The sequence below is a fragment of the Citrobacter sp. CFNIH10 genome (assembly GCF_002934585.1).
Lineage (GTDB): Bacteria > Pseudomonadota > Gammaproteobacteria > Enterobacterales > Enterobacteriaceae > Citrobacter_A > Citrobacter_A amalonaticus.
Genome location: NZ_CP026216.1, coordinates 3,766,075 through 3,780,425 on the forward strand (window position 1 = coordinate 3,766,075; position 14,351 = coordinate 3,780,425).

Below are 14,351 nucleotides of genomic sequence, written 5' to 3' on the forward strand. Positions count from 1 at the left end.
GCACTGCTATCCCTACCAGAATTAATGATCTGTTGCGGGCTACTCATTTCCGTTACTTTAACTTGTTTACAAAAATTTAAACTTCGCGGAGCGGTGGTATGACGCGCAAAGACGGGCTGTTGGCATTACTGGTGGTGGTGGTTTGGGGGCTGAACTTTGTTGTCATTAAGGTGGGGCTGCATGCAATGCCACCGCTGATGCTGGCGGGGTTGCGCTTTTTGCTGGTGGCGTTTCCGGCGATATTTTTTGTTGCGCGTCCGCGTATTCCGCTGTCGCTGCTGCTCGGTTACGGCCTGACAATCAGCTTCGGTCAGTTTGCCTTTCTGTTTTGCGCGATCAAGTTTGGCATGCCAGCTGGACTGGCGTCGCTGGTATTGCAGGCTCAGGCCTTTTTCACCATCGTGCTGGGCGCATTTGCCTTTGGCGAACGTTTGCAGGGCAAACAAATTGCCGGAATTGCGCTCGCAATTTTTGGTGTGCTGGTGCTGATTGAAGGCAGCCTCAACGGACAGCATGTCGGGATGCTCGGCTTTATGCTGACGCTGGCGGCGGCATTTAGCTGGGCCTGCGGCAATATCTTCAATAAAAAAATAATGGGGCATGCCTCGCGCCCGCCGGTAATGTCGCTGGTGGTCTGGAGCGCACTGATTCCGATACTGCCGTTCTTTGCAGCGTCGCTGTTGCTCGACGGCGCGACGCAAATCGTTGAAAGCCTGATTGCCATCGATCTGACCACGATCTTATCGCTGGTCTATCTGGCCTTTGTTGCCACGATAGTCGGCTACGGGATCTGGGGGACGCTGCTCGGGCGTTATGAAACCTGGCGTGTTGCGCCGCTCTCCCTGCTGGTGCCGGTGGTGGGACTGGCCAGCGCGGCGCTGCTGCTCGACGAAACGCTGAGCGCATTACAGCTGTTTGGCGCGGTGCTGATCATGGCCGGTCTGTACATCAACGTGTTTGGTTTTCGCTGGCGCAGAACGGCGCAGGTGAGGGGATCGTAGGTCGGAAAAAGCGAATAGCGCAGGGATTGCCTGATGTCGCTACGCTGATCAGGCCTGGCAGGTAAAAACTGACGTTAATATTATCACAATCATCAATTGTCATTTAATACTTAGAAGTGAATTTAAAAATAGTAACAGATATTTTAATAGAGCAGCCATGTACAGGCTGCTCTATTTTTAAGTAATGGCTATATTTTAAATAAATGTTGAACTTGATAATTTTTTGATGATATGTTACGACGAGGGAATTTCACAGGTTGGAGGTAAATTATATGACGCCAAAAGAGATACTTTGCCAATGGGTTGACGCATTTAATAATGCTGATATAGAAACTATTTCAGAATTATATGATGAGAATGCAATAAACCATCAGGTTGCCAATGAGCCAGTTATTGGTAAAGAGGCGATAAAGAAAATGTTTGAGCAAGATTTTTCTTACACGGATATGGTTTGTATCGTTGAAAACATTTTCGAAGATGGACAATGGGCAATTTTAGAGTGGCGTGACCCATTAGGTCTGAGAGGTTGCGGTTTTTTCCAAATAGTAAATAATAAAATTTTATTTCAAAGAGGCTACTGGGATAAGCTAACTTTCTTGAAGCAGCATAATTTGCCTATTGAATAAAATGAATACGTAAAAGAAGAGCGAAAACGGCGCTGCGGGAAATTTTAAGAATATAAAGATCAGGGGGATAAAAAAAGCCCCGCTTTTCAGCAGGGCGAAAACGAATCACAGGCTGTGCCGGTTGTAATAGGGCACGCCCAGTTCGTCGGACTTGTCACTTCCCGCGCCCATGTGATTAAAATCAAACGGCGACTGTTCCTGCGAAGTGGGGACAATCATCGTGTCACGACTGTTTGTCGTGGTGGGCTGCGCGGATTGCTCCGCAACGCTCTGACCTGAGACAACAAGCAGCAGGGCCAGCATTGCAGAAGACAACAGTTTCATGATTTCCTCGATTACGTCGTTTACAGGCGATGGTTAGTTACAATGGTTCAGTGGTAGCAAATACCGCGATTCGCCGCGCATATTGGTAATACGGTATTTATGCGGCGGAACGTCGAAATAGTTTTTGAATGTCCGGGTCAGCGTCTGCTGCGACTCGAAACCGTAACGTTCTGCCAGATATAAAATCGGCTCGTTACTCTCTTTTAATTTCTGCGCTATTTCGGTCATTTTACGGCTGCGGATGTACTGGCCTAATGAATGGCCGGTCTCTTTTTTGAACATCCGCTGCAGGTGCCATTTGGAGTAACCTGAACGCTCAGACACTTTTTCCAGTGAGAGCGGCGATTCCAGGTTATCTTCGATCCAGTCCAAAATGCTATGAATGGTGATAGCGTCAGTATTGCGTCTGGACATCGTCATACCTCTTCTTGTTTTACGGCAGTACTTTCTTAAGCAAATGCTCAAGTGTTGCCACTTCGTCCGCCGTTAAGTTTTTTGTTAATTCCTGGTGCAGGTCTTGTCCTACTAATTGATGACATTGCTCACAAATTGCCGCGCCGTGTTCGGTGAGTTTCACCAGCACACCGCGTTTGTCATGTGGGTTAGGCAGTCTGTCAATCCAGCCTTTGCAGACCAGACGCTCGAGCATGCGCGTTAAGGCGCCGAGATCGACAGACAACACTTTTTTCAGTTCAACCGGGGTAATGCAGCCCGCACAGCGGATAGAGCAGAGCACCTTAAACTGTGCTGCCGTGATATCCAGCGGCGAGAGATAGTCGTTCAACAGACGATCTTTCTTCTGATTGACCATGTGGATCAAGCGCCCCAGTGGAATGATTTCATTGAATAAGTCACTGGTGCTTTTCACAATGGTTGCCCTGGCAAGTATTTAGTTACGGCAGATAATATTGCCCAGGCAACTATAAGTCAAACGAATGGATTTACCGATCACACGTTTTGCTAAAAGCGAAAAGACACGCGCTATGTCACATTTTATTTAGTTAATGATAATTAGCGGTTATCTCTCAGGTCGCTAACGAATGCTTACAGCACCAGAATGGCTAACTTCATGGTTTTCCACTTATACTTGCCGCTAATACATGGGTGAAACAGGAATGACGGCCAATATGATGGATTTGTTTAAAGCAATAGGGCTGGGGCTGGTAGTGATTCTCCCTCTGGCGAATCCGTTGACGACCGTCGCGCTGTTTCTCGGCCTTGCCGGGAACATGAACAGCGCAGAACGGAATCACCAGTCGTTAATGGCATCGGTTTACGTGTTTGCCATCATGATGGTGGCCTACTATGCGGGCCAACTGGTGATGAATACTTTCGGTATCTCCATTCCGGGCCTGCGTATCGCCGGGGGGTTAATTGTGGCGTTCATCGGTTTCCGCATGCTGTTTCCGCAGCAAAAAGCGCATGAATCGCCGGAGGCGCGGAGCAAGTCGGAAGAGCTGGAAGATGAGCCGACCGCCAATATCGCGTTTGTGCCGCTGGCAATGCCAAGCACGGCGGGGCCGGGGACCATTGCGATGATTATCAGCTCCGCCTCAACGGTGCGTCACGGCACGGATTTTCCTGACTGGGTGATTACCGTCGCGCCGCCGCTCATCTTTGCCCTGGTGGGGGTGATCCTGTGGGGATGCTTACGCAGTTCCGGGGCGATTATGCGTCTGGTGGGCAAGGGCGGTATTGAAGCCATTTCCCGGCTGATGGGCTTTCTGCTGGTCTGTATGGGCGTGCAGTTTATTATTAACGGCGTGCTGGAAATTATTAAAACCTACTGATCAAAAAGCCCGGTCGCGATGACCGGGCTGTCTGTCAGGAATGCTGTGGTTGTTCTTCTAATGAGACCGGCCATTTACGGAAGATAATCACCGACCAGATCAGCGCGGCAAGTGCCGGAACGGCCCCCACGTAGCCAATGGTTGACATCGACCAGTGCAGACTCACCTGATTTCCCACCAGCGCGCCCGCGCCAATACCAATATTGAAAATGCCGGAAAACAGCGCCATCGCTACATCCGTGGCATCCGGAGCCAGCGCCAGCACCTTCACCTGCATCCCGAGGCCAATCACCATGATGGCAATCCCCCAGAAAACGCTCAGAACAGCCAGATGAGATTCACTGTCAGCGGCAGGTAACAGCAATACCAGGCAGAGCAGCAGCAGCGCGATGGCGATGCTGATGAGCGCCGAGGCATGGTGATTGCCGAGCTTGCCAAAGATGATGCTGCCGATAATGCCTGCACCGCCCAGCACCAGTAACAGTACGGTGGCGAAATTCGCGCTCAACCCGGCAACAGTCTGCACAAACGGTTCGATATAGCTGTACGCGGTGTAGTGCGCCGTCACCACCACCACCGTCAACAGATAGAGGCACATCAGCGCCGGACGGCGGAACAGCAGTGGCAGACTTTTCAGCGAGCCGGAATGTTCACTTGGTAATTTCGGCAGCAGCTTGATCAGGCAAATCAGGGTGATGAATGCCCCCATCCCGATGGCGAAGAAGGTGGTTCGCCAGCCAAAATACTGACCAACAATACGACCAAGCGGTAAGCCCAGCACCATCGCCAGCGCCGTTCCGGTGGCGAGTAAACTTAATGCCTGAGCGCGTTTGCCCGCGGGAGCAAGGCGGATCGCCAGTGAAGCGGTAATCGACCAGAAGATCGCGTGCGCAAAGGCAATCCCGATGCGGCTAATCACCAGCACGGTGAAGTTCCACGCCAGGAACGAGAGCACATGGCTGGCAATAAACAGCACAAACAAGCATATCAGCAGCTTACGCCGCTCAACCTGACTGGTCAGCAACATGAACGGCAGGGACAACAGCGCGACTACCCAGGCGTAGATCGTCAGCATGATCCCGACCTGTGCGGTCTGCATACTAAAACTCTGTGCGATGTCGGAAAGCAGACCCACGGGGACAAATTCTGTGGTATTGAAAATAAACGCAGCAATAGCCAGCGTAACGACCCGTAACCACGCGACTTTGCGGGAAACCGTTTGAGTTGTCATAAGAGTGCATCGGTTCGTTGCGAAAAGGAGAGGATGCGATCTTAAAACGTTTGCTGATGAAAAGACAACCGTTTTGTGATTCAGATCTCGTTTTCAGCATTGTTCCGTCAGCAGCTCAATGAACGCCTCCAGTTGGCGCATCTTCGCCCCGCGCCGCCAGACCAGCCAGGTCGTCAGCCAGCGCCAGTTACCGGACAGCGGCCAGGCCTCAACCTGCTGATGTCCGGGCATACTTTCCAGCATCGAACGGGGGATTAACGCGATACCGGCACCGGCAATCACACAGGCAAGCATGCCGTGATAGGACTCCATTTCGTGGATCGTGCCAGGCATTGCCCGATCGGCATGAAACCAGCTTTCGAAATGGCGGCGATAGGAACAATTGGCGCGAAAGGCGTAAATGTGACTGCCGTTGACCTCGCTGGCGCGTGTCACTGGCGGGTGACCGTGCGGCGTAACCACCATCATCTCTTCCTGATACACCGGCATCCCTTCAAGACCGGGGTGGGTAATCGGTCCGTCCACAAAGGCGGCATTGAGATGACCCTGAAGCACGCCGTCCAGCATGTTGCCAGAAGGCCCGGTCGCCAGGGAGAACTGGATTTTGGGGTAGCGCTGATTGTAGCGAGCAAGCGTAGCCGGTATGCGTACCGCGGCGGTGCTTTCCAGCGCGCCCAGTGAGAACAGCCCCTGAGGTTCATCACCCGCGACAACCATTCGCGCCTCGTCAACCAGCGCGAGGATCTGCTGACTGTAGCGCAGAAAGTTGTGCCCGGCGGGGGAAAGGCGCAGGCGCTGATTCTCGCGAATAAACAGATCGACGCCGAGATCGGCCTCCAGTTGGCGAATGCGGGTGGTGAGATTGGAGGGGACACGGTGCACCTTCGCCGCTGCCTGGGTGATGCTGCCCGTTTCGGCAACCGCGTTAAACATCTCCAGTTGGGTCAGATCCATAATGTTCTCTCATCGTGAATAGTTTGGTTAATATTATTCATTTTTCGGAAAGAGTAAATGCGTCCATGATGATCGCATCAAGAACGATGGAGAGACTGTATGACGATTTCACCGGCAACCCACGCCATTTCCACCAACCCGTACAATGGCGAACGCCTTTCAGCATTGCCGTGGTCTACGGCCCAGGACATTGAACAGGCGCTACAGCTTGCGGCCGTGGGATTTCGTGACTGGAAACAGACTACGGTGGCGTATCGGGCGCAGAAATTACGAGACATCGGCCAGGCCTTACGCGTGCGTGGCGAAGAGATGGCGCAGTGCATTACCCGTGAGATGGGCAAACCGATTAAACAGGCGCGTGCAGAAGTGGCAAAATCGGCGGCACTGTGTGACTGGTATGCAGAACACGGCCCGGCGATGCTGGACGCTGAACCCACGCAGGTGGAAAACCAACAGGCGGTCATTGAGTATCGTCCGTTAGGTACCATTCTGGCGGTCATGCCGTGGAACTTTCCGCTGTGGCAGGTGCTGCGCGGAGCGGTGCCGATTTTGCTGGCCGGTAATGGCTATCTGCTTAAGCCTGCGCCGAACGTCATTGGCTGCGCGCAAATCATCCGCCAGGTTTTTGCTGATGCAGCGATACCCGTCGGCGTCTACGGCTGGCTGAATGCGGATAATCAGGGCGTCAGCACATTGATAAACGATGCGCGGATTGCGGCCGTGACGGTGACCGGTAGCGTGCGTGCAGGGGCAGCCATTGGCGCTCAGGCCGGAGCCGCGTTGAAAAAATGTGTGCTGGAACTGGGAGGTTCCGATCCGTTTATTGTGCTTAACGATGCCGATCTGGATCTGGCAGTGCAGGCGGCGGTGGCCGGACGCTACCAAAATAGTGGGCAGGTTTGTGCGGCGGCGAAACGCTTTATTCTCGAAGAGGGGATCGCAGAGTGCTTTATCGCGCGCTTTGTGGCGGCTGCCGCCGCGCTGAAGCAGGGCGATCCGCTGGCGGAGGAGAGCGAACTCGGACCGATGGCGCGTGCCGATCTGCGTGACGAGTTGCATCAGCAGGTGCAGGCGACGATTGCCGAAGGCGCTGAGTTACGACTTGGCGGTGAGATGCCTTCCGGAGCCGGTAACTTTTATCCGGCCACGGTGCTGACCAACGTAACCCCTGAGATGACGGCGTTTCGCGAAGAACTGTTCGGGCCGGTTGCGGCGATCGCCATAGCGAAGAGTGCTGAGCATGCGCTGGAACTCGCAAACGACAGTGACTTTGGTCTGTCGGCGACCCTTTTTACCGCCGATGAAGCCCGGGCACTGGAGATAGCCGCACGTCTGGAATGTGGCGGTGTCTTTATCAACGGCTTTAGCGCCAGCGATGCCCGGGTGGCGTTTGGCGGCGTGAAGAAGAGCGGCTTTGGTCGCGAACTCTCGCACTTTGGTCTGCGTGAATTCTGTAATGTGCAGACCGTCTGGAAGAACCGACGCTAATCTTTCCGGCTCTCTGCGGGGCGCCTTGTCACATTTCTGCCATAGTTTTGTCATTTACGCTTCGTAGACTCGCGCTTAACGTGTTGATACTGAAGAATATTATGAACTTAACTCAAATTTTACGTCGCGTTGCGCGCCGTTTTCTACCGCAGCAGTTTGGCCTGTTAACCGGGATTTTTTGCATCATTGCGCTGTTTTCCGTGCTGCAAATGACGTCGTCACTGATGCTGTCGTTTTCTGTCAGTCAGGCCCGGGAAAACGAGCAGCGTAACCAACAGGCGTTGCGTCAACAGACAAAAGTTGAAGAGGCACGGATTGCGCTTCTGACCGCCAGCGATCTGCTCAATCGGGCGGGTGTTTACTTTATGCAGGATGCCGCCACGGGTTCTGAAGGCAGCTGGCAGCCGTTGATTGACGAAGCCCGGCAGGCGTTAACTCAGTCGACAACCGCGTGGAAGGCATGGCGCGAAATGAACCCGCAGGCGGACGACGGGCTGGTCGACAGCTATCAGCGTTTTAGCGGCGGTATCCAGGAACAGGTGACAGGGCTAAGTAAGACGCAGTCGATTGACGCGTTCTTTGCGGTGCCCATTCAGGCGTTTCAGGCTGACTTCAATGATAACTATGCCAGAGTGCAAAAAGTCACTGCCCAGGAGCGGGAGAGTGGACGACAACAACTGCTGGATCGTCTACTCAATCTTCAGCATCTGTTCTTACTCCTGCCGATAATGCTGCTGGCCATTGCGATCGCGGTCTGGTGGGGGATGTCGCGCTGGGTGATTTCTCCGCTGCGTCGGCTGATCGCACATATTGATATTCTGGCGGCAGGCGATCTCTCACAGCCGCTTCCTGCCGTACCTGGGTCTAACCGGGAAGTGTCGCAGCTCCACGTAAGAATTGGTGCGATGCAGCAGGGGCTACGTGAGCTGGTCCAGCAGGTCAGTGAGGCAACGACGGCGATGGCTGACAATATCGAAAGGCTGGCGCAGAACAATACGCGCTTGTATCAGCAGTCGGCGAAACAGAGTGAAGAACTGCATAACGTCACCTCGCATATTTCTGTGCTGGAAACGCACGTTGAAGATAACAGCGGATATGCCCAACTGGCGAATCAGCGTGCGGAAGAAGCGCGCGCCATTGCGGCAGGCGGTGACCGAATGATGGATACCGTGAATCGTTCAATGCAGGCGATTGTGACGCGCTCGGCGGAAATGCGCGGGATTATTGCGCTGATTGATAACGTCGCCTTCCAGACTAATATTCTGGCGCTGAACGCGGCTATCGAAGCCGCCCATGCCGGTGAGCAGGGACGCGGCTTTGCGGTGGTGGCAAGAGAAGTGGGATTGCTGGCGCGCAAGAGCAGTCAGTCCACGCAGGATATTCAGGCGCTGATCTATCACTCTCTGCAAGGAATAGAAGAAGGGTCAAGCGCAGTGACGCATCTGGAAGAGAACTTACAGCAGGTGATCGCGCTGGTGGAAAATCTGGGCGCCTCGCTGAATGATATCTCCGCCGCGACGCTGCATCAGGGAGCCCGAATCCATCAAATGACGCGTCAGCTGCAAGCGCTGAACCTGGTCGCGCGTGATACCCGCGAACTGGTGGATACGGCATCGGCTTCCTCGCAGCAGTTGCATAATGAATCGCGCCAGTTGATTCACGCCGTGGCGAGATTCCGACTTCCGGCCTGACGTGGGGTATTCCGCTCTGTTATACTCGCAGCCCTTTTCAGACCGGCAGGCAAGGAGCGTGGTGTGGCAATCACTCTGGACAATTCAATTTTAGAGGCCATTCTGGCGGAGGTTCGCCCGCTGATAGGTCAGGGCAAGGTTGCGGACTATATTCCCGCGCTGGCCTCGGTTGACGGGTCCCGACTGGGTATTGCGATTTGCACCGTGGAAGGTCAGCTCTGGCAGGCCGGGGATGCGACTGAACGCTTTTCTATTCAGTCAATTTCAAAGGTACTCAGTCTGGTGGTGGCAATGCGTCACTATTCAGAGGATGAGATCTGGCAACGGGTGGGGAAAGATCCGTCCGGTTCGCCGTTTAATTCGCTGGTGCAGTTAGAAATGGAGTACGGCATTCCGCGTAATCCGTTTATTAATGCCGGGGCGCTGGTTGTCTGTGACATGTTACAGGGGCGACTCAGTGCACCGCGTCAGCGTATGCTGGAAGTGGTTCGTGCGCTGAGCGGTGTGCCGAATATCGCTTATGATGCGGTGGTGGCCCGTTCAGAGTTCGAACACTCCGCCCGTAATGCCGCCATTGCCTGGCTGATGAAATCCTTCGGTAATTTTCATCATGACGTGACGACGGTCCTGCAAAACTATTTTCATTACTGTGCGCTGAAAATGAGCTGTGTGGAACTGGCGAAGACGTTTGTCTTTCTGGCGAACCAGGGGAAAGCGTTTCATCTTGATGAGCCCGTGGTGACGCCGATGCAGGCACGACAGATCAATGCGCTGATGGCGACCAGCGGAATGTATCAGAACGCCGGGGAATTTGCGTGGCGCGTTGGCTTGCCCGCGAAATCAGGTGTAGGCGGGGGAATTGTGGCGATAGTGCCGCATGAGATGGCGATCGCCGTGTGGAGTCCTGAACTGGATCCGACCGGGAATTCGCTCGCGGGTATCGCTGCGCTGGAACAACTGACTCAACGCTTAGGACGTTCAGTTTACTGATGAACACGTTTGATCCGCTTTTTGCCCGTCTGTCGCGCTCGCCGTTTCGCTCCCGTTTTCGTCTGGGCACGAAAGAGAGACAGTATTGCTGGGATAAAGGGGCAGAGGTTATCGATCAACATGCTGCGGATTTTGTGGCGAAGCGACTTGCGCCAGCCGCACCGGTCAATGACGGCAAACAAACGCCGATGCGCGGTCATCCGGTATTTATCGCCCAACATGCCACGGCGACCTGCTGTCGCGGCTGTCTTGCTAAATGGCATAATATCGCCCAGGGACAGCCGTTGAGCGATGAGCAACAGCAGTATGTGGTCGCTGTTATCCATCACTGGTTAGTGCTTCAAATGAATACACCGTAATAATTAAATGGTTACGTTAATCCCATAAAATAAGCATGGTTTATTGCTGGCGGATTTAACAAATAAGAATGTTAACGCAGCTGGAGTACGACTACCTTTGAGAATAATTCATGCTATTCTCTTAAATATTATAACCATTACGCAGAGATAATTGCCGACGGCAATTATATGGATAGATATTTAATGCACGTACTCCACATTCCGTCTTTCCGGCTGTTTCAGGAAGGCCATTCACTGCGTAACGCCAGCGTTATTTTTGCTTTAACCACACTGTTCTACTTTATTGGCGCCGAGCTGCGCCTGGTGCATGAACTCTCGCTGTTCTGGCCGCTCAACGGCGTGATCGCCGGGATTTTTGCCCGTTATGTCTGGTTAAACAAGCTGCATTATTATGCTGTTAGCTACGTCGCCATGCTGGGTTATGATGCGATCACCACCGAGTGGGGATGGGTATCGCTGATTATTAATCTCTCCAACATGGTGTTTATCGTGGTTGTCGCCCAACTGGTGATCCGCGATAAGCGACTGGGGAAAAATAAATATGAGCCTATCAGTGCGTTACGCTTATTTAATTACTGTCTGATTGCGGCACTGCTCTGCGCCATAATTGGCGCGATGGGATCTGTGGGTATAGACCGACTGTCATTCTGGCCACTGGTGGCTGACTGGTTCAGCGAACAATTCTCAACCGGGGTGCTGATTGTGCCCTGTATGCTGACGCTGGGTATTCCTGGCGCGGTAAAACGCTTTAAACCCGAACAACTGATGCCGGTGGCGGCGTTAATTATCTCGGTGCTGGCATCGGTCATTATTGGCGGCGCCGGAAGCCTGGCCTTTCCGCTGCCGGCGCTGATCTGGTGTGCGGTGCGCTATACCCCGCAGGTCACTTGTCTGCTGACTTTTCTTACCGGCGCCGTTGAAATTGTGCTGGTGGCAAATTCGATAATCAATATCGCGGTGGCGTCACCATTGTCTACGCCGCAGATGTTCTCTGCCCGACTGGGAATTGCCACGATGGCAATTTGCCCCATTATGGTTTCAGTCAGCGTGGCGGCGATTAATTCCCTGATGAAGCAGGTTTCCCTGCGCGCCGATTTCGATTTTCTTACCCACGTTTATTCTCGTTCCGGACTTTATGAAGCGCTGAAGCGTCAGGAGTATCCGCGCTCGCAGCATATCACCGTCATGCTGTTGGATATCGACTATTTCAAGAGCATTAATGACAACTTCGGTCATGAATGCGGCGATGTAGTACTCCGCGTGTTTGCACAACGTATTCGCGAGATTATCGGTGACCGGGGGCTGGTGGCGCGTATGGGAGGGGAAGAATTTGTCGTGGTGGTTCCCTCAGTGCACCCTGATGAGGGAATGCTGCTGGCGGAAAATATTCGTACGGCGGTCGCACAGCAACCCTTCACCTGGAACCAGCAGAATATCTATCTGACAGTCAGCATTGGCCTTGGGAATGGCAGTATCGGCACCCATTTGCTGACGGACGTTTTCAACACCTTGATGGTTGAAGCGGACGAGTGTTTGTACCGCTCGAAGAACGAAGGGCGTAATCGGACCAGCGATCGCCGGACGGATAAGACCGTCTTTGCTGGAAGCGATCTGGCATAACAATATCCTATGGAACTCCCCGTTGTGTTATCACAATGTTAAGTGCATGGTGTTGTCTCTATTACGGAGGCAACATGACCCTGGCAAAATCCTGTTATGTGTTGGATGCGGGAGCTATCGAGGCGAGAATTGATGAGCTCTGTGACGTCCTGACCGACTGTGTGACGCGCGGCGCATCAGTCAGTTTTGTATTACCGTTTACCTGTTCAAAAGCACGTGCATTCTGGCATGACGTCGCGCAAAGCGCGGGCAGAGGGATCGCGTCGTTCTTGCGGTCGACAACCCCTCAGGCGTGATTGTCGGTACCGTGCAACTCATTCTCCAGCAGCCGGAAAATCAACCTCATCGCGCGGACGTGGCGAAACTTTTAGTTCACTCCAGCGCACGTCGTCAGGGATTTGCTCGTCAGTTAATGACGGCGCTGGAAACGTGCGCAATACAGCAGCAAAAAACGCAGCTGGTGCTGGATACCGCTACAGGAAGCGATGCTGAGTTGTTCTACCACTCTTGCGGCTGGCGCAAAGCCGGTGAGATCCCTGATTATGCGCTGATGCCAGATGGAAAGCTGACCGGCACCACGCTTTTCTATAAATCTCTATAAATAGTTGTCATGAATTGATCAAAACAGGGTTTTACTGTCGTAAAGTTTTGCTAACCTGTTCTACCAATTTAATCAGGTTGTATGACTAATCGAAAGGGAACCCATTGTGAAAACACTTAACCGTCGCGATTTTCCCGGTGCTCACTATCCTGAACGCATCATTCAGTTTGGTGAAGGTAACTTCCTTCGCGCCTTTATTGACTGGCAAGTTGATCTGCTGAATGAACATACCGATCTGAATTCTGGTGTGGTCATTGTTCGACCTATTGAAAGTACATTCCCACCTTCACTCAGTACCCAGGATGGTCTTTACACGACAATCATTCGCGGTCTGAATGAACAGGGAGAAGCCGTCAGCGATGCTCGTCTGATTCGTTCGGTGAATCGTGAAATCAGCGTTTACGGTGATTACGATGCGTTCCTGAAACTGGCGCACAATCCTGAGATGCGTTTTGTGTTCTCTAACACCACGGAAGCAGGTATCAGTTATCACGCAGGTGATAAATTTGATGATGCGCCAGCGGTAAGTTATCCGGCGAAGCTGACGCGTCTGCTGTTTGAACGCTACAGCCATTTCAACGGCGCGTCGGATAAAGGCTGGATCATCATCCCTTGCGAACTGATTGATTATAATGGTGATGCCTTACGTGAGCTGGTGCTGCGCTATGCGCAGGAGTGGTCACTGCCAGCGGCATTTATCACCTGGCTGGATCAGGCAAACGTCTTCTGTTCCACGCTGGTGGACCGTATTGTCACGGGTTATCCGCGCGATGAAGCGGCGCAACTGGAGAGCGAACTGGGCTATCACGATGGTTTCCTCGATACAGCCGAACACTTTTATCTGTTTGTGATCCAGGGACCGAAATCACTGGCAGCAGAACTGCGTCTCGATAAATATCCGCTTAACGTTCTGATTGTTGAGGATATTAAGCCGTACAAAGAGCGTAAAGTGGCCATCCTTAACGGTGCGCACACGGCGCTGGTACCGGTGGCATTCCAGGCAGGACTGGATACGGTCGGCGAGGCGATGAATGACACCGAAATCTGCGCCTTTGTGGAAAAAGCGATTTATGAGGAGATCATCCCGGTTCTCGATCTGCCGCGTGATGAACTGGAGTCATTTGCCAGTGCGGTTACCGGACGTTTCCGTAACCCCTATATTAAGCACCAGTTGCTGTCGATTGCGTTGAACGGGATGACTAAATTCCGCACCCGCATTCTTCCCCAGTTGTTGGCAGGGCAGAAGGCGAACGGCCAACTCCCGGCTCGTCTGACCTTCGCGTTAGCCGCCCTGATTGCGTTCTATCGCGGTGAGCGTAATGGGGAAGCTTACCCGGTTCAGGACGATGCGCACTGGATCACCCGTTTTCAGCAACTCTGGAGCCAGCATGGCGATCGCCAGATGACGACTCAGCAACTGGTGAGTGACGTGCTGGCGGTAGAAGAACACTGGGAGCAAGACCTGACGAAAGTGGCGGGGCTGGTTGAGCAGGTGGCTGCCGATCTCGATGCCATTCTGTCAAAAGGAATGCGAGAAGCGGTGAAACCGCTTTGCTAAAGCAGTGACCCGGCTAAGGCCGGGTTTCTTATACAAGCACTATAGTTACAACATACAATGTATATAATAACTATTCCCCTCTGTTAGCCTTGTGCATGAACAGGTCTCTTAGCATAAG

The 14,351-nt window shown here is 53.0% G+C and carries 14 protein-coding genes and 1 pseudogene; 10 read left to right on the forward strand and 5 right to left on the reverse strand.

What is annotated here, in order from left to right:
* The first annotated feature begins 98 nt into the window (after window positions 1-98).
* Complete coding sequence (eamA, locus tag C2U53_RS22010) at window positions 99-1,001, forward strand: O-acetylserine/cysteine exporter (RefSeq protein ID WP_043000727.1); 903 nt, start codon at window positions 99-101, stop codon at window positions 999-1,001.
* A 272-nt stretch (window positions 1,002-1,273) separates the two neighbouring features.
* Window positions 1,274-1,627 (forward strand): nuclear transport factor 2 family protein, encoded by a 354-nt coding sequence (locus C2U53_RS22015; protein ID WP_044258874.1) that lies wholly within the window; start codon window positions 1,274-1,276, stop codon window positions 1,625-1,627.
* A 105-nt stretch (window positions 1,628-1,732) separates the two neighbouring features.
* Here C2U53_RS22015 and marB read toward each other — a convergent pair whose 3' ends face one another.
* From marB to marR, 3 genes are read right to left on the reverse strand one after another with little or no spacing between them, the layout of a single operon-like run.
* A complete protein-coding gene (gene marB, locus C2U53_RS22020; protein WP_043000725.1) occupies window positions 1,733-1,951 on the reverse strand; it encodes a multiple antibiotic resistance protein MarB in 219 nt (72 codons plus the stop codon).
* A gap of 33 nt (window positions 1,952-1,984) precedes the next feature.
* On the reverse strand, window positions 1,985-2,365 hold the full coding sequence (marA, locus tag C2U53_RS22025; RefSeq protein WP_139155862.1) for an MDR efflux pump AcrAB transcriptional activator MarA: 381 nt from the start codon (window positions 2,363-2,365) through the stop codon (window positions 1,985-1,987).
* Window positions 2,366-2,384: 19 nt separating this feature from the next.
* Window positions 2,385-2,819 (reverse strand): multiple antibiotic resistance transcriptional regulator MarR, encoded by a 435-nt coding sequence (gene marR, locus C2U53_RS22030; RefSeq protein WP_043000723.1) that lies wholly within the window; start codon window positions 2,817-2,819, stop codon window positions 2,385-2,387.
* A 259-nt stretch (window positions 2,820-3,078) separates the two neighbouring features.
* Here marR and C2U53_RS22035 point away from each other — a divergent pair, with 259 nt between their 5' ends.
* Window positions 3,079-3,741 carry a MarC family NAAT transporter gene (locus C2U53_RS22035; RefSeq protein WP_043000722.1) on the forward strand — a complete coding sequence of 221 codons (663 nt, stop codon included), beginning with the start codon at window positions 3,079-3,081 and terminating at the stop codon, window positions 3,739-3,741.
* A gap of 34 nt (window positions 3,742-3,775) precedes the next feature.
* Here C2U53_RS22035 and C2U53_RS22040 read toward each other — a convergent pair whose 3' ends face one another.
* Both C2U53_RS22040 and C2U53_RS22045 read right to left on the reverse strand, forming a co-directional pair.
* The gene (locus C2U53_RS22040; protein WP_043000721.1) at window positions 3,776-4,972 is read right to left on the reverse strand and encodes a sugar transporter; all 1,197 of its coding nucleotides are present in this window, start codon (window positions 4,970-4,972) and stop codon (window positions 3,776-3,778) included.
* 93 nt (window positions 4,973-5,065) lie between these two features.
* On the reverse strand, window positions 5,066-5,926 hold the full coding sequence (locus tag C2U53_RS22045; protein ID WP_044258879.1) for a LysR family transcriptional regulator: 861 nt from the start codon (window positions 5,924-5,926) through the stop codon (window positions 5,066-5,068).
* Window positions 5,927-6,025: 99 nt separating this feature from the next.
* Here C2U53_RS22045 and sad point away from each other — a divergent pair, with 99 nt between their 5' ends.
* The 7 genes and pseudogenes from sad (at window position 6,026) to C2U53_RS22080 (ending at window position 14,233) form a co-directional block, all read left to right on the forward strand.
* The gene (gene sad, locus C2U53_RS22050) at window positions 6,026-7,414 is read left to right on the forward strand and encodes a succinate-semialdehyde dehydrogenase (protein WP_104446441.1); all 1,389 of its coding nucleotides are present in this window, start codon (window positions 6,026-6,028) and stop codon (window positions 7,412-7,414) included.
* Between the two features lie 101 nt (window positions 7,415-7,515).
* On the forward strand, window positions 7,516-9,105 hold the full coding sequence (locus C2U53_RS22055; protein ID WP_104446442.1) for a methyl-accepting chemotaxis protein: 1,590 nt from the start codon (window positions 7,516-7,518) through the stop codon (window positions 9,103-9,105).
* A gap of 63 nt (window positions 9,106-9,168) precedes the next feature.
* The gene (gene glsB / locus C2U53_RS22060) at window positions 9,169-10,095 is read left to right on the forward strand and encodes a glutaminase B (RefSeq protein ID WP_090050099.1); all 927 of its coding nucleotides are present in this window, start codon (window positions 9,169-9,171) and stop codon (window positions 10,093-10,095) included.
* Window positions 10,095-10,454 (forward strand): DUF4186 domain-containing protein, encoded by a 360-nt coding sequence (locus tag C2U53_RS22065; protein WP_043000716.1) that lies wholly within the window; start codon window positions 10,095-10,097, stop codon window positions 10,452-10,454. Before glsB ends, C2U53_RS22065 begins: the two co-directional genes overlap by 1 nt.
* A gap of 183 nt (window positions 10,455-10,637) precedes the next feature.
* Window positions 10,638-12,074 carry a diguanylate cyclase gene (locus C2U53_RS22070; protein ID WP_044258890.1) on the forward strand — a complete coding sequence of 479 codons (1,437 nt, stop codon included), beginning with the start codon at window positions 10,638-10,640 and terminating at the stop codon, window positions 12,072-12,074.
* 74 nt (window positions 12,075-12,148) lie between these two features.
* A pseudogene (locus C2U53_RS22075) lies at window positions 12,149-12,675 on the forward strand (N-acetyltransferase family protein).
* 106 nt (window positions 12,676-12,781) lie between these two features.
* The gene (locus C2U53_RS22080) at window positions 12,782-14,233 is read left to right on the forward strand and encodes a tagaturonate reductase (RefSeq protein ID WP_054177032.1); all 1,452 of its coding nucleotides are present in this window, start codon (window positions 12,782-12,784) and stop codon (window positions 14,231-14,233) included.
* The last annotated feature ends 118 nt before the right edge of the window (window positions 14,234-14,351 follow it).